The organism is Streptomyces sp. NPDC020996 (assembly GCF_040641355.1).
Classification (GTDB): Bacteria; Actinomycetota; Actinomycetes; order Streptomycetales; family Streptomycetaceae; genus Streptomyces.
Genome location: NZ_JBFADM010000001.1, coordinates 311,250 through 332,847 on the forward strand (window position 1 = coordinate 311,250; position 21,598 = coordinate 332,847).

A 21,598-nucleotide genomic window follows, 5' to 3' on the forward strand; every position below is an offset into this window, starting at 1 on the left:
CCGCTCGACGATCAGCACGTCCAGCCCGTACAGTGCCGGTTCGATCAATCGGGGGAGCACATGAGCTTTCGTACGTTTCTCATCGGGGGCGGCTGGGACACGGCCGCCGCGACAGCGGTCTACGGGCCCTTCCTGCGCGCCGCCGCGGACGCCGCCGGGGGCGGTGCGCCCAGGATCGGGTGCGTGATCGTCGACGAGGGCGACGGCGCGGGGCAGTTCGCGCGGTACGAGCCGGTACTGCGCAAGGTCGCCGACTGCGTCCCCGTTCCGCTGCTCGTGCCGCTCGGCGAGCGGTTCGACGTCGGTCTCCTGCGGGACGTGCAGGGGCTGCTGGTCTGCGGTGGGCTCACGCCCGCGTACCAGGAGGCGTTCAGCGACTGTCTCGACCGGCTGCCGGGCCTGCTCGCCGAGTACGGCATCCCGTACGCGGGCTTCTCCGCGGGCGCCGTGGTGGCGGCGCGGGACGCCCTCGTCGGCGGCTGGCTCGACGGCGGGGTCGCGGTGTGCCCGGAGGACAGCGCGGAGGACCTGGAGGAGGTGGAGGTGCGGGCCGGGCTCGGGATCGTGCCCTTCGCCGTCGACGTGCACGCCGCGCAGTGGGGGAACCTGCCGCGGCTGATCGCGGCGGCCGCCCGGCACGGGCTCGCCCACGGCGTCGCGCTCGACGAGAACACCATGGCGGAGGTCACGGCCGACGGACGGGTCCGGGTCGCCGGGCTCGGGCGCGCGCACTCGGTGCGGCCGGGGACCGATGGAGGCGTGCTGGTACGGGTCTACGGCGACGGCGAGGAGTTCGCCGCCGCCGGCTGAGCGCACCCGGCCGGCCGACGGTGGCCGGCCGGCGTCCGTCGAGGGCTCCGGCGTAACACCGCCGGAGCCCCGGAGCGCGGCGCGGGGTCAGATCGTCGACGCGTCGATCACGAACCGGTACCGGACGTCGCTCGCCAGCACCCGCTCGTACGCCTCGTTGACCTGCTCGGCGCGGATCAGTTCGATCTCGGCGCCGATGCCGTGCTCCGCGCAGAAGTCGAGCATCTCCTGGGTCTCCTGGATGCCGCCGATGCCGGAGCCGGCGAGGGTCTTGCGGCCGCCGATCACCGAGAACAGGTTGAGCGAGACCGGCTCCTCGGGGGCGCCCACGTTCACCAGCGCGCCGTCCGTCCTGAGCAGGGACAGCAGCGCGCCGAAGTCCATCGGGGCCGACACGGTCGAGATGATCAGGTCGAACGTGCCGCGCAGTGCCTTGAAGGTCTCCGGGTCGCTGGTGGCGTGGTAGTGGTCGGCGCCCAGCTTCAGCCCGTCGTCCTTCTTGCGCAGGGACTGGGACAGGACGGTCACCTCGGCGCCCATCGCGTGCGCGAGCTTGACGCCCATGTGGCCGAGGCCGCCGAGGCCGACGACCGCGACCTTCTTGCCGGGGCCCGCGTTCCAGTGACGCAGCGGGGAGTAGGTGGTGATGCCGGCGCACAGCAGGGGCGCGGCGACGTCCAGCGCCAGGCCGTCGGGGATGCGCACGACGTAGTTCTCGTCGACGACGATCTTCTCGGAGTAGCCGCCGTAGGTCGGCTCGCCGTCCCTGCCGATGGCGTTGTACGTGCCGACGTTGCCGGCCAGGCAGTACTGCTCCAGCCCCTTGAGGCAGTTCTCGCACTCGCGGCAGGAGTCGACCATGCAGCCGACGCCCACGCGGTCGCCTACGGCGAACCTGGTGACGCCGGGGCCGACCTCGGAGACGACGCCCGCGATCTCGTGGCCCGGGACCATCGGGAATATCGCCTCGCCCCAGCCCTCGCGCGCCTGGTGGATGTCCGAGTGGCAGATGCCGGCGAACTTGATGTCGATCAGGACGTCGTGCTCGCGGACCGCTCGGCGCTCGATGGTGGTGCGCTCCAGGGGCGCCTTGGCGGCGGGTGCGGCGTACGCAGCAACAGTGGTCATGCCGGGGGTTCTCCTAGCAAGGTCGTGTGCGCCCGGCTGCCTTTCGGCCGGGCACGACGTCCAGTGTGCCCAGCGGATCGCGGCTCACCCAGGCCACGCCTGTGCCTACGTCCGCTGTGCCTACCACTGGCGGGGTCAGGCTGCTGTGCGTACGACCGTGAATACTGGAAGGCATGGAGGAACAGCCCGAAACCGTGCGGGAGCCCGCGTCGGCCCTGGACCCGCGTGCCGAGCTCAGCGAGTTCCTGCGCACCCGGCGCGCCCGGCTGAAGCCGGAGGACGTGGGGCTGCCGGACTTCGGCCGGCACCGCCGGGTGCCGGGGCTGCGCCGCGAGGAGCTGGCGCAGCTCGCCGGGGTGTCCGTGGCGTACTACACGCGTCTGGAGCAGGGCAACGGGCGGAACGTGTCGGCGGAGGTGCTCGACTCGATCGCGCGGGCGCTGCGGCTGAGCGACGCCGAGCACGCGCATCTGGTGCACCTGGCGAAGCCGAAGCAGCACAAGAAGAAGCCGGCCGGACGGACGCAGCAGGTGCGCGGCGCGCTGCGGCAGCTGCTGGACACGATGGACACGGTGCCGGCCTACGTGACGGGGCGGCGTTCGGACATCCTCGCCTGGAACCGGATGGCCGCCGCGGTCTTCGGTGACTGGGCCGAGCTGCCGGCGCAGGAGCGGAACTGGGCGCGGCTGGTGTTCCTGCGGCCCGACTACCGTGACCTGTTCGTGCAGTGGGAGCAGAAGGCGAGCGACGTCGTCAGCTTCCTGCGCATGGAGGCGGGCCGCTGTCCCGACGATCCGCGCCTGTCCTCCCTGGTGGGTGAACTCTCCGTCAAGAGCGAGGAGTTCCGGTGCCTGTGGGCCATGCACGACGTCAAGGAGAAGGGCTACGGCGTCAAGAACCTGCGCCATCCGCTGGTGGGCGACCTGACACTGTCGTACGAGTCCTTCCGCCTGGCCGACGACGCGGAGCAGGTCCTGGTCACCTACCACGCGGAGCCGGGGTCGCCGTCGGCGGAGGCGCTGCGGCTGCTCGGCAGCTGGGCGGCGGACGCGACCCCGAAGGCCTCCTCCGCCCGGCCCTGATCCACCGGCGTCCGCCCGAGCGGGCTCAGGGGCCGGTGAGTACGCGTACTCATGTGGCGATGCGGGCCGTTCCGTAAGGGTTTGTTCATGACGCTGAACAGATTTCTCGCGAGCGCCGGAGCGGCGGCGCTCGCCGTCGCGGCGCTGTCCGGGTGCGGCGGCGAACAGGCCGGGGGACGACGGCACCACACCGTGGACGCCGCGGGCGCGCGGGCGGCGACCAGCCCGGGCGCGAATGCCGGGGTGGCGTTCCTGGAGATGCTGGAGCGGGTGGGCGCCCCGTGCGTACCGGACCCTCCGACGACGGCGGAGTCCGATGACCCGGCCCCGGGTGAGCGTCCGCCCACGAGCCCGGACGAGCCGCTGCCGGTGGACGAGGAGCCGCCCACCGAGGAGCAGCCCACGGAGGAGCCGTCCCCCGCCGCCACGGCTGAGCCGGCCCGGCTGAAGGGGGTGGAGGCGTGTGAGGGGCGGGAACACAGCGAACGCGTCGCCCTGGCGCTGACCGGCCTGGACAGGCCCACCACGGGCCGGGTGGCGAGGGAACTGAACGAGCTCGGCTACCCCGGCTCCCGCGTCCACGGCCTCCGGGCCGAGCGGGGCGCGGTGCGCTTCGCCGTGGACCTGCGGGTGATGGGCGGGCAGCTCGCGCTCAAGGGGACCGCGGCCGGCCGGAAGACCGCCGTGGAGGCGTTCGCGCACCCGGCGGAGGGCGCGTTCCGGCCGGGCGGCTGACGGCCGCTCAGGGGAACGTCCCCGCCGCCAGGTGCGGCACGGACTCGGCGAAAAGCCCGCCGGAAGATCTTCCGGCGGGCTTCTTCGGCCTGTCAGGCCGCTGGGTTCCCTGTCAGGAACCGCGGACTACTTGCCGTAGTAGGCGTTGTAGATCGAGATCGTCGACTTGTTGTTCTTCTTGTCGGTGATCTTGGCGTGGAAGGAGATGGCCTTCCCCTTCGCCGGGTTCTTCACGGTGATCTTGCCGTGGACCACGCTGACCTTCTTCCAGGTCTGGCCGTAGTCGTACGACACCCACACGCCCAGCGACTTGAGGTTGCTGCCCTTGGCGGAGCCCTCGACGACGACCGGGATGCTCATCGTCTTGCCGGCCTCGACCCTGCTGTCCAGTCCCGTGGTCGCGTTGAAACGGACCGTGGAGGCGGGCAGCTTGGTGAAGTCGGAGGTCTTCTTGGAGCGGAACGTCCAGCTCGCGTCGATGCGGGTGGAGGCCGCCGCGACCTTGACGGTGCGCTTGACCGACGTCGTCAGCTTGTAGTCCGCCTCACCGGAGGGGACCTTGAACTCGCCGTCGCCGAACAGCGGGTCGTCGTTGGAGCCGACCTTGGTGCCGTTGCGGTAGAGCGTGGTGGTGACCGAGGTGAAGAGCGAGGAGCCCGCGTGCGCCTTGCCGTCGGCGAACAGCGGCACGAGACCGGAGATGCTGTTGCCGTCGCGGTACAGGCCGTAGTTGTAGTTCAGGTGCGGTCCGAACACGGCCGTGTTGAAGGTCTTCGAGTAGGTCTGGCCCGCCTTGAAGGTCTGCGGGGCGTCGATGACGTAGCCGGCCTCGGAGATCGGGAAGCCCTCGGAGTCGGTGCCGCCGTACTGCGCGAACTCCAGGTTCCACTGCACGCCGCCCGAGGTGGACAGGTGCAGCTTGCGGGTGCCGGGCAGGGCCTGCGGAACGCCGATCGAGGAGGCGCCGGTGCTGTTGGGCAGCCAGCCCAGCGCGCTGACCGCGCCCGTCTTGCCGCTGGCCGCGGCGCCCATGCCGACCTTGACCGTGGCGAGTTCGCTCGCCTTGTAGTGCTTGGTGTAGCCGGTGGCGAGCTGCTTGACCACCGCGCCGGTCGTGGTGTCGTACTCCTCGTCGTCGCCCTTGGTCCAGTGGCCGTCCCACTGCTGGGTCAGCGAACCGTCGGTGACCTCCGGGCCGAGGCCCTTGGTGCGGAAGTTGTCGTAGGAGTCCAGCCACCAGCCGAAGGAGATGCCGAAGTTGCCGGACTGGACCGTGTAGCCGGGCGACGCGAACTGCGACTTGGCGGCGGCGTCCGGGACGGTGATGTCGACCGGCTTCGCGGTCCGCGCGTCCAGCGTGATCGTCGTGTTCTTGGTGACGCTCAGTTTCGGCTGGGCCAGCGAGTCGACGCCCTTGGCGAAGTCCTCCGGGTCCACGATGACGCCGGTGTCGAGGACGTAGCTGCCCTTGGGCACGCGCGCGGTGACGGTGCCGGAGGGGTCGTAGGGCGAGTAGAAGCTGCCCTCGCCGAGGCCCGAGACGCCGAACAGGGTCGCGAGGTAGTTCTTGGCCGGGTTGCCGTCACGGCCGATGAACTTCAGCGTGACGTCGTACGACTGGACCTCGCGCTGCACCGCGGCCGCGGTGCGCACGGTCTGCCCGCCGCCGGTCGCGGTCACGTACGCGGAGTACATGCCGTCGACCGTGCCGCCCAGCCTGGTGTCGACGGTGAGGCCGACGGTGGCCTTGCCGCCCGCGGGGACGGTGACCGTGGTGGCGCCGAGCTTGAAGAAGCCCGCGGGAGCCGCCTGGCCCTTGGGGTTGGTGGCGCTGGACGTCAGCTTCAGGGTGACGTCCTTGGTGCCGAGGTTGCGGTACGTCAGCTGCTTGGTGACCGGCTTGTCGTCGGTGTGCGGCCACTGCTGGACGCCGAAGCTCTCCGACACCGGGTCGGCGATCACCGTCTGCTTGATGGCCTTGTCGACCTGGATGCGGCCCGAGCCCTGCTGGAACGGCGTGTACCCGCCGTCCTTGGCGGAGCCGGTCAGCGCGCCCTTGAGCTCGGCGAACGACCAGTCCGGGTGCTGCTGCTTGAGGATCGCCGCCGCGCCCGCCACGTGCGGGGTCGCCATCGACGTGCCCGAGATCGTCAGGTAGCCGGCCGGCTTCTCGCCGACCTCCTGGTCGATGACGCTGCCGGGGGCCGCCGCCGCGGTGATGTCCACGCCGGGGGCGGTCACGTCGGGCTTGATCTGCCCGTCGAGTCCGGGGCCGCGGCTGGAGAAGGAGGCCAGCTTGTCCTTGTCGTCGACGGCGCCGACGGTCAGGGCGTCGGCGGCGCTGCCCGGGGAGCCGATGGTCTGGTCGCCGAAGTCGCCGTCGTTGCCGGCGGCGATGGCGAACAGGATGCCCTTCTGCTCCGACAGCTTGTTGACCTCGGCCTCGAGCGGGTCGATCTCCGGCGTGTCGCCGCCGCCCAGGCTGAGGTTGACGACGTCGGCGCCCTGTTCGGCGGCCCACTCCATGCCCGCGAGGATCTGCGAGTCGTCGCCGTAGCCGTCGTCGCTGAGGACCTTGCCGTTGAGCAGCTTGGCGCCCGGGGCGACGCCCTTGTACTTGCCGCCGGACTTGGCGCCGGTGCCGGCCGCGATGGAGGCGACGTGCGTGCCGTGGCCGAACTTGTCGGTGGCGTCGGGCGAGGTGGAGAAGTTCTTGGCCGCGATCACCTGGTCCTTGAGGTCCGGGTGGGTGGCGTCGATGCCGGTGTCCAGAACGGCGATCTTCACGCCCTTGCCGTCGTAGCCGGCCGCCCACGCCGTGGGCGCGCCGATCTGCGGCACGGACTTGTCGAGGCTGGCCTTGCGGACGCCGTCGAGCCAGACGTGGGCGATGCCGGAGGCGGTGCGGTCGCCGTCGGTGACGGCGTCCCACAGTTCGGGCGCGTCCTGCTTCGGCGTCTGCACCGCGTCCGCGTTCAGGGTCTTCAGGCTCTCGCGGAGCTTGCCCGCGTCCCGTACGTCGGCCCGGGCGGCCGCCGCGGCGCCCCGGTAGCCGACGATGACCTTCAGGCCCCGCTTCTGCGACGTGCGGGTGGCGGCCTTGTTCAGCTCGGTGACGTCGAAGAGGCGCTGGTCCACCTTGCCGGTGGCGATCATGCGGGCGACGTCGGCCGGCACGACCAGGGTGTGGCCGTCGGCCTTGCGGATCTGGACGGGTATGTGCTCGCGCCCCTTGGCCGGCTCCAGGCCGACGACACGGCCCTTGGCGTCCACGGCGACGCGGTCACCGGTGATCAGGGTGATGCGGTGCTTGGCGGTGAGGGCCGCCTTCGAGGCGCTGCTCGCCTGTCCGGGCCTGGCCGACGCCGGGCTGGTCATGCCCGCCGCCAGGGCCACGGCGGCCGCGGTGGCGATCGTGGCCGCGCATGCTCTCTTCACTTGTTGACGCAAGTCTCCCCCTGGAGATGAAGTTCCGGGCGTCGTCCCCCGTCACCCGGCCGGGGGTGGTCTCGTACAGGCGCGCGTACGCCCCCCGGGAACACGCAGTATGCCGGGGGGTGATCAGGCGTCTCAAGGGAGGAGAGAAGGGCATCAGGTGTATGCGGCAACTGTTACGCCGCCGCACGAACACTGTTACAGCTTCGTCGAATTGGGACTCCGCGGGGCCGCTTGACAGGCGTCCCGCGGGCGGGCGGCGGGACTTCGCGACAGGCCCTACGCGCCCGCGTTCTCCTTGACGGTGATGCGTCCCTTGCGGATCGTCGCCAGGCGCGGGGCCCGCCGCGCGATCGAGGAGTCGTGGGTGACCATGATGAAGGTCAGCCCGAGTTCCTTCCACATCCGCTCCAGCACCTCCATGATCTCGTCGCGCATCGACTCGTCGAGGTTGCCGGTGGGTTCGTCGGCGAGCAGCACCTTCGGCTGCTTGACCAGGGCGCGGGCGATGGCGACGCGCTGCTGCTGGCCGCCGGACATCTCCGACGGCAGGTGCCCGAGCCGCTCGCCGAGACCGACCGACTTCAGTGCCTCGGCGGCCCGTTCGCGCCGCTCCCTGACCTTCACGCCGAGCGGCACGAGGGCGGTCTCGACGTTCTCCTGGGCGGTGAGCGTCGGGATGAGGTTGAAGGACTGGAAGACGAAGCCGATGTTCTCGCTGCGCACCTTGGTGAGCCTGGCCTCGGACAGCTTCGCCAGGTCGACGCCGTCGAGGACGACCTCGCCGGCGGTGGGCCGGTCCAGTCCGCCGAGCATCTGCAGCAGGGTGGACTTGCCGCCGCCGGTGGGGCCCTGGATGACGAGCCGGTCGCCGTCGCCGATGGTGAGGTCGATGCCGTCGAGGGCGTCGACGGTCTCCTTGCCGCGGGTGTAGCGCTTGGTGACGCCTCTGAGTTCGTACATGGTCAACTCCTGCCTGACGTATGGGGATCGGGGCCCGCGCCGGTCGGGCGGGCCCCGGGTGCGTGCGGGGGGGGCACGGAGGGCGTGCGGGGGGGCACGGAGGGCGTGCGGAGGGGCGCTGAGGGCGTGCAGAGGGGCACGGAGGGCCAGCGGAGAGGGTGCTGAGGACGCGTGGAGAGGGTGCGGAGGGCGTGCGGAGAGGGTGCGGAGGGGGCGCCTGAGGGGGTGCGCTACTCCACGCGCCGCAGTGCGTCCGCCGGCCGCAGCCGCGAGGCCCGCCAGCCGCCGAACGCGCCCGCGATCAGGCCGCCGGCCACCGCTAGGGCGACCGCGAGGGCGATCGTCGTGGCGCTCACCGGCGCGGTGAGCGCGACCTCGAGGGTCTTCGCGGCCTGGCGGCCGGGACCGCCGCCGAAGCCGCCGCCCCCGGGTCCGCCCATCCCTCCGCCGCCCCCGCCGGAGCCCAGCTGGGCCTGCAGCGTCGGGCTGATCGCGGTGACGGCGTACGCGCCCGCCAGGCCGAGCGCGATGCCGAGGGCGCCGCCGACCAGTCCGTTGACGATCGCCTCGCCGACGACCTGCCCGGTCACCCGGCCAGACTTCCAGCCCAGCGCCTTGAGCGTGCCGAACTCGCGCACCCGGCGCGAGACCGCGGAGGAGGTGAGCAGGCCCGCGACCAGGAAGGCGGCCACCAGCACGGCGATCGACAGCCACTTGCCGACGCTGGTGGCGAGGGAGGAGGCCGTGGACAGGGAGCCGGAGACGGTGTCGGCGAGGTCGGCGGAGGTGGTGACCGTCGTGCCCGAGATGTTCTTCTGGATCGCCGACTTGACGGAGTCGATCTTCTGCGAGTCGGTCGCCTTGACGTAGATCGTGGTGACCTTGTTCTTCGAGTCGCTGAGGGTCTGGGCCTGCTTCAGCGGGATGTAGAGGTTGGCGGCCGAGTCGCCGCTGTCGGCGGTGGCGACACCGATGATCTTGAACTTGGTGCCCTTGACGGTGACGGTCGAACCGACCTTGTACTTCTTCTCCTTGGCGTACGCGGAGTCCACGACGGCGACCTCGGCGTCGGTCTCCGTGGTCTTGAAGGTGCGGCCGCTGGTGATCTTCGACGAGGTCAGCGGGCCGAGGGCCGGATCGGTGACGTCGGTGCCGTAGACGGAGTAGTTGTTGACGTCGAAGTTGGCGCCGCCGCCGCGCACTTCGCCCTGCGGCTGGCCGGTGCCGCCGCCGGGGCCGCCCGGCATACCGCCCTCGCCGTTCTGCTGGCCGTCGCCGTTCTGCTGGAACTGACCCCGCGTGAACTGGCCGCTGACCTTGATGACCTGGAGGCTCAGACCGCCGACGGCGTCCGAGACACCGCGCTGGCCGGCCACCTTCGTCACCGTCGCCGTCGACAGCGTCTGGAAGCCCTGCACCATGACGCGGTCGCTGCTCTGCTCCTTGTCGGAGTCGGCGTCCTGCGCGTCGAAGTCGAAGCGGGGACGGCCCGAGCCGCTCGTCGGGGGCGCGGCCGCCTTGGTGACCGTCATGTCGGTACCGAGGCCGTACAGCGACTGGAGGACCTTGTCCTGCGCCTTGCCCATGCCGGACGCCACGGAGTTGACCACGATGACGAGCGCGATGCCCAGCGCGAGGCCGGAGGCGACGACGAGCGCCGCCTTTCTACGGCGCCGCAGTTCGCGCCTCAGGTAGGTGAAGAACATGGCCGCAAGGTAGGTACGCCCCGTGATGACTCGATAAGGCGGCCATAAGAGAAGCATGAGAAGGCTGTGGCCGGGCCCAGAAACACCGGTGCCGCCCCTGGGGGCGGCACCGGTCACCTGTGGAGCAGCCGTCAGACGGCCGATCCGGCCTTCCACTCGGCCCAGTTCATGTTCCAGCCGTTGAGGCCGTTGTCGGGGGCCACCGTCTTGTCGCCGGTGTTCGAGACGACCACGACGTCACCGAGGATCGAGTTGTTGTAGAACCACGCGGCCGGTGTGTTCGGGTCGTTGGCGCCCTTGGTGTCGGACAGGCCCACGCAGCCGTGGCTGGTGTTCACGCTGCCGAAGATGGACTTCGCGCCCCAGTAGTTGCCGTGCACGAAGGTGCCGGAGTTGGTCAGGCGGATGGCGTGCGGCACGTCCTTGATGTCGTACTCGGCCTTGCCGTCGTTGTCGGTGAAGCCCACGGTCGTCCCGTTCATCCGGGTTTCCTTGAACTTCTCCGACATCACCATGATGCCCTCGTACGTCGTGTTCTCGGGCGAACCGGCGGAGATCGGGATGGTCTTGACGACCTTGCCGTCCTGCGTGACCTTCATCTGCTTGGTCTGCGCGTCGACGTAGGAGATCTGGTTGCGGCCGATGTGGAAGGTGACCGTCTTCTGCTGGACGCCGTAGACGCCGTCGGCGCCCTCGACGCCGTCGAGCGCGAGCTTCAGCGTGACGGTGGAGTTCTCCTGCCAGTAGTCCTGGGGCCGGCAGTCCATGCGGTTGGTGTTGAACCAGTGGCAGACGACCTCCTGGCCGCTGCTGGAGGTGACCGTGATGCCCTTCTGGACGGCGGCCTTGTCGGTGATCGCCTTGTCGAAGTTGATCGACACCGGCATGCCGACACCGACGGTGGAGCCGTCCTCCGGCGTGAAGTTCGCTATGAAGCTGTTGGACGGGGAGACCGTGGTGAACGAGGCGTTCTCGTGGGCCACGCGGCCTTCGGAGTCCTTCGCGGCCGCGGCGACCTTGTAGGTGGTCGAGCGCTCCAGCTGGACGCTCGGCTTCCAGCTGGTCCTGTCGGCCGACAGCTGCCCGGAGACGGCTTTGCCGTCGGCGGACGTCATCGTCACGCTGGTCAGCGTGCCCTTGCTGACGGTGACGGCCGCGGAGTTGTTGATGGAGGCGTTGTCGGAGCCGTCCTTGGGCGTGATCCTGATGTCGGCCTCGGACGCCTTCTTGGCGGCCGCCTCGTCGGCCTTGGCCTGGGAGGTGTCGCCGCCCCCGCTGCTTCCGGAGGCGCTGTCGCCGCCGCCGGAACACGCCGAGAGCACCAGCACGCCACCGAGCAGTGCGGACGCGACCACGAAGCCCCTGCGCCGCTTACTGTTCGTCATCACACGCTTCTCCATCGTTGCCGTATCCCCAAACCCCAAGAGCCCCCGTTAACGAACTCCAACGCTCCGACCGGTGCGCCCCGTTCCACATCTACCGCATGTGTGGGGCACGACACGTCCGCCGCGACGGGTGGTGCGGGTGACGGTCCGTGCGCCAGGCGGGACGACGAAACCCCGGGCGGCGGCTGCCGGCCGGGGGATCGCGGTCCCCGGACCGACGTCAGGCGCTGCCGCCCGCCCGTTCGCTCTCGTCGTCCTCCTCGACATCATCCTCGTCCAGGTACCCGTCCGGCGAATCGGGGTCGTAGTCGATCCGCTCGGCCGACCAGGAGGCCTGCGCGAGCTCGGCCCCCGGCACCTCACTGACCAGGTCGAACGGATCCACGAGGTAGGCCAGGGCTTCCGCGGTGTCTTCCGTCACAGCACTCTCGGCGTGCACCCGCTCACCGGCCGGCATATCGGGGTCGTCCGCGATCCGCTCCAGGGCGGCCCGGGTCAGGGCGCCGGAGTCCTCGATTTCGAGGACGAGTTCGACGCGAAGGCGGACAAAACGTGACGTGTCTTCAGTGCTCATGCCCCGGAGCGTACGACTCATTCCTCCCGTGACTTTCCTGTGACCCTCGCCTTTCACTACCATCGGCCCACACGGCCAATTCGCCAGCGCCACAAGGGGATCGATATTCCGTGTCATCCGCTCGCCGTCCGTTGCTGACCGCCACCGCCGCGGGGACGCTGCTGTGCGCCCTGTGGTTCGTCCCGTCCGCCAACGCGACTCAGGACACGCCGGTCAGACAGCAGCCCTCGGCGGGCACGACGACGCAGGCCAGGGCCGCTTCGGAGGCGGACACGACGGCGTCCGCGGCGGACTCCCGGCTCGCCGACACCGGCAGCTTCGACACGACCCCGTACGTCGTCGGCGGCTCGCTCCTCCTCACCCTCGGCGCGGGGTTCGTCGCCTACTCGGTACGCCGGGAACGTCTGGGTTTTTGAACTCGTTTGACGTTCCCTTGGCGAGGACTTCATAGTCCGCTCATGAAGAGATCATCGGGCGCGCGCAGGGGCGCCGCGGTTGCCGTGAGCGTGCTGTCGCTCGCCCTCACCACGGGATGCGGCGGGGACTCCGGCGCGCAGGACGCCAAGGCGCCGCCCGGCGAGGACTCCTCGTCCACCGCGTCCACCGCGTCCACCACGGCCGCCGCGAAGGCGCTCGGCGCGGGCGAGCTGGAGAAGCTCATCGTCACGAAGGCGGACCTCGACGGGTACGACGTCCGGCCCGCCGACACCGGTGACCGCTTCGCCGCCTCGAAGGACCAGGTGACGGTGGCGGACGCGAAGTGCGAGCCGATCGCCTACGTCCTGACCGGTTTCGCGCCGGGCGACGAGAGCGCCTACGTCAACCGGATGGTGACCGAGAAGAGCACCGAGCCCACCGCCTCGGGCACCTCGGACGAGGATCTCGACAACGCGATGGACGGTCTCCAGGACGTGCTGGACTCCACGATGACCATCGTCTCGCTCTCCTCCTACGCCGGCGGGGGCGCCGAGGAGACGATGAAGTCCGTCACGGACGCGGTCGGCGGCTGCGCGGGCGGGTTCACGGTCTCGGCCAAGGGCCAGGACACCCAGACGTTCACCAAGGTCGCGGAGGAGAAGTCCGCCGGGACCGGTGACCAGTCGGTGGCGTTCGCGGTGACCAGCAAGGTCGAGGGCGGCACGACGACCGTGCACGCCGAGGTCGTGCGGCACGGCTCCACGGTCGCCACGTACTACACGCTCAGCCTGGCCGCGCTGGCCGGCAAGGAGGACACGTACGACATCCCCGCCGACGTCGTCCAGGCCCAGGCGGCCAAGCTCAAGTGACCCTCCGGGGCCGTGAGCCCGAGTGGCCCTCCGGGGCCGTGAGCCCGGGTGGCCCTCCGGGGCCGTGAGCCCGAGTGGCCTTCCGGGGCCCCGCAGCGCGGCGGCGGGGCCCCGGCCCGGCCGGCTCACCGCAGCGGCCCGGTGACCTTCTCCACCGCGGCCACCAGCCGTCCGTCCCGCACGAACGCGTCCGCGGCGGCCAGGTCGGGCGCCAGGAACCGGTCGGGGCCCGGCCCCTGGACACCGGCGGCCCGCACGGCCTCGATCACGGCGCGCGAGGCGGGCGCGGGCGTCAGGCCCTCGCGCAGTTCCACGGCGCGGGTGGCGGCGTACAGCTCGATCGCGAGCACGCGGGTGAGGTTGTCGACGGCGGTGCGCAGCTTGCGGGCCGCCGACCAGCCCATCGAGACGTGGTCCTCCTGCATGGCGGACGACGGGATCGAGTCCGCCGACGCCGGTACGGCGAGCCGCTTCAGCTCGCTCACCAGCGCGGCCTGCGTGTACTGGGCGATCATCAGGCCGGAGTCGACGCCGGGGTCGTCCGCGAGGAACGGCGGCAGGCCGTGGCTGCGGTTCTTGTCGAGCAGGCGGTCGGTGCGGCGCTCGGCGATGGAGGCGAGGTCGGCGGCGGCGATGGCGAGGAAGTCGAGGACGTAGCCGACCGGGGCGCCGTGGAAGTTGCCGTTGGACTCCACCCGCCCGTCGGGAAGAACCACCGGATTGTCGACCGCCGACGCCAGTTCGCGCTCGGCGACCAGGCGGGCGTGGGCGAGGGTGTCGCGCCCGGCGCCGGCGACCTGCGGGGCGCAGCGCACCGAGTAGGCGTCCTGCACGCGCGGGGCGTCGTCCTGGTGGTGGCCGGTGAGTCCGGAACCCGTCAGCACCGCCAGCATGTTGGCGGCGGAGGCGGCCTGCCCGGGGTGCGGACGGATGGCGTGCAGCTCGGGGGCGAGCACCCGGTCGGTGCCGAGCAGGGCCTCCAGGGTCAGGGCGGCGGTGACGTCGGCGGACTTGTAGAGGGTGTCCAGGTCGGCCAGGGCCATCACCAGCATGCCGAGCATGCCGTCGGTGCCGTTGAGGAGGGCGAGGCCCTCCTTCTCGCGCAGTTCGACGGGGGCGATCCCGTGCTCGGCGAGCAGCTCCCCGGCGGGCCGTACGGCGCCGTCCGGACCCTCGGCGTCCCCCTCCCCCATGAGCGTCAGGGCGCAGTGGGACAGCGGGGCGAGGTCGCCGGAGCAGCCGAGGGAGCCGTACTCGTGCACGACCGGGGTGATGCCGGCGTTGAGGACGTCCGCCATGGTCTGCGCGACCTCGGGGCGGACGCCGGTGTGCCCGGAGCAGACGGTCTTCAGCCGCAGGAACATCAGGGCCCGCACGACCTCGCGCTCCACCCGCGGGCCCATGCCGGCGGCGTGCGAGCGAACGATGTTGCGCTGCAGCCGACTGCGCAGGTCCTGGCTGATGTGCCGGGTCGCCAGGGCGCCGAAGCCGGTGCTGACGCCGTAGACGGGGTCGGGCTTGGCCGCCAGCGCGTCCACGATCCCGCGGGCGGCAGCGAGGGCCGCCACGGCCTCCGCGGAGAGCTCGACCCGGGCGCCGGCGCGCGCCACGGCGAGAACGTCGGACGCGGTGACCCCGGACGTCCCCACCACCACAGTGTGCATATCCATATTCAGGAGCGTACGCAGTGAATTCCGCGATGTCACCAGTGGGTGGTGGGTGCACCCCTTACCCGGGCGGCGGCCAGTATCCGGGAACCCGGGCGCGGGTCTGTCACGCGCGGCGGCCGCGGAACCGGCGGCGCTCGGCCGTCCGCTCCCCGGACGGCTCGTCGGCCATCCGCACGACGGGGTCGTCGGGGCCCTCCCGGCCGGCGACCACCGGCTCGGCGGCGCGTACCGCCTTGGCCCGGTACTGGGCGGCGTCGGCGAGCCGGAACAGGCGGCGGGCCGAGCCGACCGGCCCGATCGGGTCGTCGGTCGAGGCGACCCCGCAGGCGACCCCCTCGCCCAGCTCCAGCTCGGCGGCCCGGCGGCACAGTTCGCGGGCCGCCTTGACGACCTCGTCGGCGGACGGGCCGACCGCGAGCAGGCAGAACTCGTCTCCGCCGAGGCGGGCGGCCAGGGCGCCGGGGAGCATGGCCCCGCACAGGGAGAGGACCGAGCCGAAGCGTTCCAGCAGGCGGTCGCCGACGGCGTGGCCGCGGGTGTCGTTGACGTGCTTGAGCCCGTTCAGGTCGCACACGACGAGACTGACGACGGTGCCGTCCGCGCGGTGGCGCTCGATCGCCTCGTCCAGCCGCGCGTCGACGGCGCGGCGGTTGGCGAGGCCGGTGAGCGCGTCGGTGTAGGCGAGGCGTCTGACCTCCTCCAGACGCTCGGCCTGGGCGATACCGGCGGCGACGACGGCGGCCAGGACGGTGGCGAAGTCGGCGTCGCCCGGCCCGAAGACGGGATCGCCGGCCCGACGCGCGACGTACAGCTCACCCCAGGCCCGCCCGTTCAGCACGATCGGCGCGACCACGCAGCAGCCGCGGCCCCGGCGCCGCAGGGCGGCTACGCGCTGGTGGACGTAGCCGGGGCGGCCCCCGGCGGCCGGGCCCGCGGCGGTCTCCACCCAGGCGTTGGGACCGCCGCCGCCGGCCCAGCGCTCGTGCAGGAACTCGGTGATCTCGGGGAACTGGTGCACCGGATAGGACTCGTCGTCCGGGAACTCCTGCTCGCCCTCGGCCCGCTCTCCGACGTTGACGAGCACCCTGAGTCTGCCGAGGTCGCGCTCCCACACCGACAGCGCGGCGAAGTTTCCGCCCAGCGCGCGGCACGCGCCGGCCGCCGCGGCACGCCACGCCTCGCGCGTGCCGTGGGCGGCCGCCATGCCCTGCGCCAGCGCCACGACAGCCGCGAGCCGCTTGTCCTCACCCATCACCCCAGGCTAGGGACATCCAGGACGATTAGGGACATTCAATTCGCCCAGCCGCGCCCCATCCCGGCCACCGGCTCTCGCACCCGACCTCCCCGGCACCCCTCCCCCGCGACTACACGGGCCGCACCCCACAGGCACGGGCCCGACCCAGCACGCCACCCCTCACACCGGCCCCGACCCCGACACCGGGCGACGCCGGCAGCCGACCGTCACAGCCGCAGCCGCAGCCGCAGCCGGGCACCCGACGCCTTGCCCGGCGGCCCGGCCACCCGGCAGCCCGGTCACCCCGTCCGGCGACCGCACCCGATCACGCGTCCGCCACACAGCGCCCGGCAACGGCAACCCGGCAGCCGACCGTCGCACCACCGGCACCCACGCCCGGCACCCGCCGCCCGAAACCGGACCCCGGCCACCCGGCCCCATGACCACACCGACGAAGCGCCTCACCAGCGGGACCATCCGGCATCCCGTCCCGCACAAGGCACCCACAGCGGGAGCGGGGGCGACGGCAGCGGGCCAGGGGACGCCCTGCTGCCGACCGCCGCAGCCGGGGACCCGCTGCTCGGCGACCGGCGACCCGGCCGCTCGACCCCGGCCACCCGACGGCCCCGTCACCCCGTCCGGCGACCGCACCCGATCACGCGTCCGCCACACAGCGCCCGGCAACGGCAACCCAGCAGCCGACCGCCGCTCCACCGGCACCCACGCCCGGCACCCGCCGCCCGAAACCGGACCCCGGCCACCCGGCCCCATGACCACACCGACGAAGCGCCTCACCAGCGGGACCATCCGGCATCCCGTCCCGCACAAGGCAACTACAGCGGGAGCGGGGGCGGCGGCAGCGGGCCAGGAGACACCGCGCTGCCGACCGCCGCAGCCGGGGACCCGCTGCTCGGCGACCGGCGACCCGGCTGCTCGACCCCGACCACCCGACGGCCCCGTCACCCCGTCCGGCGGCTCTGTGCGTTCACTCGCCAGGCCACTGGGGCTTCCGCTTCTCGTTGAAGGCCGCCACTCCTTCCGCCCGGTCTCCGGAGAAGGCCACCGAGCGCCAGGCCGCGTCCTCGACCTCCAGGCCGGCCCTCAGGTCGAGGCCGTGGCCGAGGCGCAGTGCGCGCTTGGCGGCCCGCAGGCCGACCGGCGAGTTCGCCGCGATGCGGGAGGCCAGCGCGAGCGCCTCCTCGCGGTCGCGTCCCTGCTCGACCAGTTCGTCGACGAGCCCCAGCTCATGGGCCTCGGCGGCCTCCAGGCGCCGCGCGGTGAAGATCAGCTCGGCGGCCCGTGCGGCGCCCACCCGGCGCGGCAGCAACTGCGTGCCGCCGCCGCCCGGGATCACGCCGACGGACACCTCCGGCAGCCCCACCACCGCCGTACGGTCGGCCACGATCAGGTCGCACGACAGCGCCAGCTCGAAGCCGCCGCCCAGGGCGAACCCGTGCACCGCCGCGATCGTGGGCACCGGCAGCTCCAGGACACCGGTGTACGCGCCCCGCGCGACGGGCCGCTGGCGCACCAGTTCCGCGTCGGTGAAGGAGTTCCGCTCCTTCAGGTCCGCCCCGACGCAGAACGCACGCTCGTGGGTCGAGGTCACCACGACCACCCGCACGTCACGGTCGGCGCCCAGCGCCGCGCACGCCCCGGCGATCGAGCGGGCCATCTCGGTGGAGACGGCGTTCATGGCCTTGGGCCGGTCCAGGGCCAGCTCGGCGACATGCCCGACGTCCCCGTCGCCGTGCCGCCGCACCAGCACGAACTCCCCGTACCGCTCCTCGCTCATGACGCCCTCCGGTTAACGCGGGTTAACAAGATACGTCTCGATCATCCCAGCCCCGGCCCGGCGGCGAAAGGCGCACCCGTCAACCCGTTCGAGTGACATACCGCCCGACTCCCACCCCACCGGCCACGGCGGCGCATACCGTTCCTCCGCCACGGCGCACCGGGGGCGGGGCGCGGCGGGGAGGGGCTGCCATGACAGACGCGACGGACACGACGGGCACGACGGAAACGACGGAAACGACGGGCACGACGGGCACGACGGACATAGCAGGCATAGCGAAGGCGGTCGATCCGACGGACGCCGCCGACACCTCTCACCCCCGCTTGCGCGGGCCCGGTCTCCGTATCCGCGGCCGGCACCGCAGGCCTCGCCGGCGCCGGGCGCTGATCGCCGCCGGGGGCCTCGCGCTGGCCGCCGGCGCGCTGAGCCTCGCCCGCCTGACACCCGACGCCCCCGAGGCGGCCCGGGCGCCGAGCACCGTCACGACCCCGTCGCCCGCCGCCACCACCGCTTCGGCGCCGTCGAAGACGGCCAAGCCGTCCGCCGCCGCGCGGGGCGGTACGAGCACGCGGCGGGCCGCACAACCGAGCGCCGTCCCGGTACCGGCCGCGGCCACCTCGTCCGCGCCCGTCCCCGCTGCCACGCCCCTCCCCGGGACCACCGACGGCCCGCACCCCACGGCAACGCCCCGCCCACCGGCCACGACGAGCACCGCCCCGCCGGCGCCCCCGGCCCCCAGCGGCACCACCACACCGCCCGCGCCGCAGCCGAGCACCCCCGGCCTGCCGGACCTGTGCGTCCCGGTCATCGACCTGTGCGTGGACCTGCCCGGCGGCCACGACGACTGGCATCGCCCGCGACCGGCGTCCGTGCCCCCGCAAGCCGGTCAGCACGCGAGCTGGTCAACCCGTGAGCCGGTCAGCCCTGAGCCGGTCAGCCCGTGAGCCGTCGGCCCGTCACTCGGGCCCGCCGCTCCGCCGGGTCAGCAGCCAGGGTTCGACCACGCCGAGGCCGCGCACCGGGCGCTGCCACATCGGCTGGAGCGCGAAGCGGTACACCGGGGGCTCCTCGCCCTCCTTCTCCGCAGTCGCCGCCGCCTCGGCTGCGGCCGCCTCCGAGGCGGGCGCGTCACCGACCCGGATCAGTTCCTCGGCGAACGCGCTGTCGACGAGGACGGCGTCGCGGGGAGCTATCGACGTCAGGCGGGACGCCAGGTTCACCGTCGTGCCGAAGACGTCGCCCATGCGGGTGGTCACGGTGCCGAAGGCGATGCCGACGCGCAGCTCCGGCATCGTCTCGTCGTTGGCCATCGTCTCGATCAGGCGCAGCGCGATCTCCGCGGCGACCCCGGCGTCGTCGGCCGCGTAGAGCACCTCGTCGCCGAGCGTCTTGATGAGCCGTCCGCCGTGCGCGGCGACGAGGTCGGCAGCGGTCGTCTCGAAGGCCTCGACGAGTTCGCCGAGTTCCTCCTCCTCCATCCGGCGGGTGAGGCGGGTGAAGCCGACCAGGTCGGCGAAGCCGACCGCGAGGCGCCGGTCGACCATCTCCTCGTCGTCGGCGGCCTGCACGACCCGGCCGGCGGAGGCGGCGAGCTGGCGACGCCAGACGTAGACGAGGAACTCCTCCAGCTCGGGCAGCAGCAGCTCGACGATCGGGTACGTCACCTCGGTGCGCGTCATCCCCGGCTCGGGCGGCTCGGTCAGGCCCTCCAGGAAGGAGTCGATCTGCCATTCGGCCAGGCGCGCGGTGGTCTGCCCGGTGGACCGGGCGACCTGCACGGCCATCGCCTCGCTGAGCAGCCCCGCCTCCACCAGGCCGGCCAGCCGCCGCAGGGCCAGCACGTCGGCCTCGGTCAGCGCCTTGGCCTGGCCGATGTCCGCGAAGCCCATGGCCCGCCAGAACCGGGAGGCCAACTCCATGGAGACACCGGCGCTGCGGGCCGCCTGGAACGGGGTGTAGCGCCGCTCGGCGCCGAGGATGAGCTGTTCGAGACGCAGGGCGAGCGGATCCTCGCCGGAGTCGGCGGCGTCGTGGTCCACCCGGTCGTGCGCGCCCGCGCCGGAGCCCGTGTCGTCGACGGTCACGCCTGCTGCCCTTCCGATCTGTCACGGTCAGGTATCGACCGGCCTCAACTGTACGGCAGGTGTGCGGTAGCTCACTCCCGGCCGGAACAGCGGGAGCCCCGGTCACAGCCACGGTCGGAGCCGTGGTCACAGCCCCGCACGGCACATCCGCCGACCCCGTGGACGGCACGCCGGCCGAAGCCTCGCACGGCGCATCGGCCGAAGCTGCGGACGGCACACCGGCCGATGCCACGGGCGGCACACCGGCCAGCGCAGCGGACGGCACACCGGCCAGCGCCGCGGACAGCGCACCGATCGGCGCCACACTCAGCACACCAGCCAGCGCCGCGCACGGCACACCGATCGGCCCCACGCACGGCGCATCGGCCGCGCCCCCGCCCGACCGGCACCCGAGCGAGCATCCGGCCGGGCATCCGGCCGGGACCCGCGCCGTCACGCCGGTCTGAGGTGCACGATGTCGCCCGCGCCCACCGGCTCCTGCACTCCGTCCGGCGTCGCCAGCACCAGCCTGCCGTCCCCGTCGACCGCCACCGCCTCCCCGATGACCGACCGGTCGCCGGGCAACTCGGCCCGCACCGTCCGCCCGAGCGTCGCGCAGCCCGCCGCGTACGTCTCCTGCAGCCCCGAGGCCGCCGGGTCGCCGCCCGCGGCCCGCCAGCGCCGGTACCAGTCCTCCAGCGAGCGCAGCATCGCCCGCAGCAGGGGGTCGCGGTCCGTGCTCACCGCTCCCGCCAGCGCCAGCGAGCCCGCCTGCGGCACCGGCAGCTCGTCCTGGCGCAGGGTGACGTTGACGCCGACGCCGACGACCACGGCGTCGCCCGCGGCCCGCTCCGCGAGGATCCCGCCGGCCTTGCGTTCCTCGCCGCCGACGGTGACCAGGAGGTCGTTGGGCCACTTGAGTGCCGTGTCCACGCCCGCCGACCGGGACAGTCCCGTGGCCACCGCGACGCCGGTGAGCAGCGGCAGCCAGCCCCAGCGGGCCACGGGCACGTCGCCCGGCGTGAGCAGTACGGAGAAGTAGAGGCCCGAGCGGGCCGGCGCCGTCCACCGGCGGTCCAGGCGCCCCCGGCCGGCCGTCTGCTCCTCGGCGACCAGGACGGTTCCCTCGGCCGCCTCGCCCGACTGCGCGAGTGCGGCGAGGTCGGAGTTGGTGGAGCCGGTGCTCCGCACCACCCGAATCTCACGCCACAGGCTGCCCTCGTGCACCAGCCCGCGCCGCAGCGCGGCGGCGTTCAGGGGCGGGCGGTCGAGGTCGGACCAGCGGCTGTCGTCTGCTGCATCGGGCGGCGTCATGCAAGCCACCCTAGGTGTGGTGCACGCCGCACTGCCGATCGAGGGGCACGCCACTACGCTACGGATGAGTAACCGTCCCCCCTTTTGAGCAGGCAGGGAGCCGCATCCCGATGTCCGAGCCGGAAGAGCGTCAAGAGATCGACATCCACACGACCGCGGGCAAGCTCGCGGATCTGCAGCGCCGTATCGACGAAGCGACGCACGCCGGCTCCGCACGCGCCGTGGAGAAGCAGCACGCCAAGGGCAAGCTGACGGCCCGTGAGCGGATCCAACTGCTCCTGGACGAGGACTCCTTCGTCGAGCTGGACGAGTTCGCCCGGCACCGCTCCACCAACTTCGGCCTGGAGGCGAACCGCCCCTACGGCGACGGCGTCGTCACCGGCTACGGCACCGTCGACGGCCGCCCCGTCGCCGTCTT

General features: G+C 72.5%; 19 protein-coding genes. 8 read left to right on the forward strand and 11 right to left on the reverse strand.

Going from position 1 to position 21,598, the window contains the following annotated elements; translation table 11 throughout:
* The first annotated feature begins 60 nt into the window (after window positions 1–60).
* A complete protein-coding gene (locus tag AB0G63_RS01295; RefSeq protein ID WP_360742292.1) occupies window positions 61–810 on the forward strand; it encodes a hypothetical protein in 750 nt (249 codons plus the stop codon).
* Between the two features lie 87 nt (window positions 811–897).
* Here AB0G63_RS01295 and AB0G63_RS01300 read toward each other — a convergent pair whose 3' ends face one another.
* The gene (locus tag AB0G63_RS01300) at window positions 898–1,938 is read right to left on the reverse strand and encodes an NAD(P)-dependent alcohol dehydrogenase (RefSeq protein ID WP_360742295.1); all 1,041 of its coding nucleotides are present in this window, start codon (window positions 1,936–1,938) and stop codon (window positions 898–900) included.
* 173 nt (window positions 1,939–2,111) lie between these two features.
* On the opposite strand from AB0G63_RS01300, the gene AB0G63_RS01305 reads away from it, so the two are divergent.
* Both AB0G63_RS01305 and AB0G63_RS01310 read left to right on the forward strand, forming a co-directional pair.
* Window positions 2,112–3,020 (forward strand): helix-turn-helix transcriptional regulator, encoded by a 909-nt coding sequence (locus AB0G63_RS01305; RefSeq protein ID WP_360742298.1) that lies wholly within the window; start codon window positions 2,112–2,114, stop codon window positions 3,018–3,020.
* Window positions 3,021–3,107: 87 nt separating this feature from the next.
* Complete coding sequence (locus AB0G63_RS01310; RefSeq protein WP_360742301.1) at window positions 3,108–3,755, forward strand: hypothetical protein; 648 nt, start codon at window positions 3,108–3,110, stop codon at window positions 3,753–3,755.
* A gap of 126 nt (window positions 3,756–3,881) precedes the next feature.
* On the opposite strand, the gene AB0G63_RS01315 is transcribed toward AB0G63_RS01310, so the two are convergent.
* From AB0G63_RS01315 to AB0G63_RS01335, 5 genes are all read right to left on the reverse strand, one after another.
* Entirely contained in the window at window positions 3,882–7,193 is a 3,312-nt protein-coding gene (locus AB0G63_RS01315) for a S8 family peptidase (RefSeq protein WP_360742304.1), read from the reverse strand.
* Between the two features lie 276 nt (window positions 7,194–7,469).
* On the reverse strand, window positions 7,470–8,153 hold the full coding sequence (locus AB0G63_RS01320) for an ABC transporter ATP-binding protein (protein WP_360742307.1): 684 nt from the start codon (window positions 8,151–8,153) through the stop codon (window positions 7,470–7,472).
* A 230-nt stretch (window positions 8,154–8,383) separates the two neighbouring features.
* Entirely contained in the window at window positions 8,384–9,859 is a 1,476-nt protein-coding gene (locus tag AB0G63_RS01325) for an ABC transporter permease (protein WP_360742310.1), read from the reverse strand.
* Between the two features lie 131 nt (window positions 9,860–9,990).
* Window positions 9,991–11,244: an Ig-like domain-containing protein gene (locus tag AB0G63_RS01330; protein ID WP_360742313.1), complete on the reverse strand. Its 1,254-nt coding sequence runs from the start codon at window positions 11,242–11,244 to the stop codon at window positions 9,991–9,993.
* A 220-nt stretch (window positions 11,245–11,464) separates the two neighbouring features.
* Window positions 11,465–11,818, reverse strand: a complete 354-nt coding sequence (locus tag AB0G63_RS01335; RefSeq protein WP_360742316.1) for a hypothetical protein — start codon at window positions 11,816–11,818, stop codon at window positions 11,465–11,467.
* Between the two features lie 110 nt (window positions 11,819–11,928).
* Here AB0G63_RS01335 and AB0G63_RS01340 point away from each other — a divergent pair, with 110 nt between their 5' ends.
* Both AB0G63_RS01340 and AB0G63_RS01345 read left to right on the forward strand, forming a co-directional pair.
* Window positions 11,929–12,234, forward strand: coding sequence for an LAETG motif-containing sortase-dependent surface protein (locus AB0G63_RS01340; RefSeq protein WP_360742319.1), 306 nt, complete (start codon window positions 11,929–11,931; stop codon window positions 12,232–12,234).
* 42 nt (window positions 12,235–12,276) lie between these two features.
* The gene (locus AB0G63_RS01345; protein WP_360742322.1) at window positions 12,277–13,104 is read left to right on the forward strand and encodes a hypothetical protein; all 828 of its coding nucleotides are present in this window, start codon (window positions 12,277–12,279) and stop codon (window positions 13,102–13,104) included.
* 125 nt (window positions 13,105–13,229) lie between these two features.
* On the opposite strand, the gene hutH is transcribed toward AB0G63_RS01345, so the two are convergent.
* From hutH to AB0G63_RS01360, 3 genes are all read right to left on the reverse strand, one after another.
* Window positions 13,230–14,768: a histidine ammonia-lyase gene (hutH, locus tag AB0G63_RS01350; RefSeq protein WP_360742386.1), complete on the reverse strand. Its 1,539-nt coding sequence runs from the start codon at window positions 14,766–14,768 to the stop codon at window positions 13,230–13,232.
* A 109-nt stretch (window positions 14,769–14,877) separates the two neighbouring features.
* Complete coding sequence (locus AB0G63_RS01355) at window positions 14,878–16,026, reverse strand: GGDEF domain-containing protein (protein ID WP_360742325.1); 1,149 nt, start codon at window positions 16,024–16,026, stop codon at window positions 14,878–14,880.
* A gap of 967 nt (window positions 16,027–16,993) precedes the next feature.
* Complete coding sequence (locus tag AB0G63_RS01360; RefSeq protein ID WP_360742328.1) at window positions 16,994–17,803, reverse strand: enoyl-CoA hydratase-related protein; 810 nt, start codon at window positions 17,801–17,803, stop codon at window positions 16,994–16,996.
* 191 nt (window positions 17,804–17,994) lie between these two features.
* Between AB0G63_RS01360 and AB0G63_RS01365 the strand changes: the two genes are divergently transcribed.
* Entirely contained in the window at window positions 17,995–18,747 is a 753-nt protein-coding gene (locus AB0G63_RS01365; protein WP_360742330.1) for a hypothetical protein, read from the forward strand.
* Between the two features lie 12 nt (window positions 18,748–18,759).
* Here AB0G63_RS01365 and AB0G63_RS01370 read toward each other — a convergent pair whose 3' ends face one another.
* Window positions 18,760–19,887, reverse strand: coding sequence for an adenylate/guanylate cyclase domain-containing protein (locus AB0G63_RS01370; RefSeq protein ID WP_360742333.1), 1,128 nt, complete (start codon window positions 19,885–19,887; stop codon window positions 18,760–18,762).
* A gap of 122 nt (window positions 19,888–20,009) precedes the next feature.
* Between AB0G63_RS01370 and AB0G63_RS01375 the strand changes: the two genes are divergently transcribed.
* On the forward strand, window positions 20,010–20,333 hold the full coding sequence (locus tag AB0G63_RS01375; protein WP_360742336.1) for a hypothetical protein: 324 nt from the start codon (window positions 20,010–20,012) through the stop codon (window positions 20,331–20,333).
* Here the strand turns inward: AB0G63_RS01375 and AB0G63_RS01380 are convergent.
* Window positions 20,320–21,180: a biotin--[acetyl-CoA-carboxylase] ligase gene (locus AB0G63_RS01380; protein WP_360742338.1), complete on the reverse strand. Its 861-nt coding sequence runs from the start codon at window positions 21,178–21,180 to the stop codon at window positions 20,320–20,322. The two genes, AB0G63_RS01375 and AB0G63_RS01380, sit on opposite strands and share 14 nt — an antisense overlap.
* 110 nt (window positions 21,181–21,290) lie before the next feature.
* Here AB0G63_RS01380 and AB0G63_RS01385 point away from each other — a divergent pair.
* A partial coding sequence (locus tag AB0G63_RS01385) for a carboxyl transferase domain-containing protein (RefSeq protein ID WP_360742341.1) occupies window positions 21,291–21,598 on the forward strand: 308 nt, incomplete at its 3' end.

Bases quoted from the DNA above. Each gene is read 5' to 3' on its own strand.
- AB0G63_RS01295 (WP_360742292.1), top strand. From the start codon at position 61: ATGAGCTTTCGTACGTTTCTCATCGGGGGCGGCTGGGACACGGCCGCC.
- AB0G63_RS01300 (WP_360742295.1), bottom strand. From the start codon at position 1,938: ATGACCACTGTTGCTGCGTACGCCGCACCCGCCGCCAAGGCGCCCCTG.
- AB0G63_RS01305 (WP_360742298.1), top strand. From the start codon at position 2,112: ATGGAGGAACAGCCCGAAACCGTGCGGGAGCCCGCGTCGGCCCTGGAC.
- AB0G63_RS01310 (WP_360742301.1), top strand. From the start codon at position 3,108: ATGACGCTGAACAGATTTCTCGCGAGCGCCGGAGCGGCGGCGCTCGCC.
- AB0G63_RS01320 (WP_360742307.1), bottom strand. From the start codon at position 8,153: ATGTACGAACTCAGAGGCGTCACCAAGCGCTACACCCGCGGCAAGGAG.
- AB0G63_RS01325 (WP_360742310.1), bottom strand. From the start codon at position 9,859: ATGTTCTTCACCTACCTGAGGCGCGAACTGCGGCGCCGTAGAAAGGCG.
- AB0G63_RS01330 (WP_360742313.1), bottom strand. From the start codon at position 11,244: ATGACGAACAGTAAGCGGCGCAGGGGCTTCGTGGTCGCGTCCGCACTG.
- AB0G63_RS01335 (WP_360742316.1), bottom strand. From the start codon at position 11,818: ATGAGCACTGAAGACACGTCACGTTTTGTCCGCCTTCGCGTCGAACTC.
- AB0G63_RS01345 (WP_360742322.1), top strand. From the start codon at position 12,277: ATGAAGAGATCATCGGGCGCGCGCAGGGGCGCCGCGGTTGCCGTGAGC.
- hutH (WP_360742386.1), bottom strand. From the start codon at position 14,768: ATGCACACTGTGGTGGTGGGGACGTCCGGGGTCACCGCGTCCGACGTT.
- AB0G63_RS01355 (WP_360742325.1), bottom strand. From the start codon at position 16,026: ATGGGTGAGGACAAGCGGCTCGCGGCTGTCGTGGCGCTGGCGCAGGGC.
- AB0G63_RS01360 (WP_360742328.1), bottom strand. From the start codon at position 17,803: ATGAGCGAGGAGCGGTACGGGGAGTTCGTGCTGGTGCGGCGGCACGGC.
- AB0G63_RS01365 (WP_360742330.1), top strand. From the start codon at position 17,995: ATGACAGACGCGACGGACACGACGGGCACGACGGAAACGACGGAAACG.
- AB0G63_RS01380 (WP_360742338.1), bottom strand. From the start codon at position 21,180: ATGACGCCGCCCGATGCAGCAGACGACAGCCGCTGGTCCGACCTCGAC.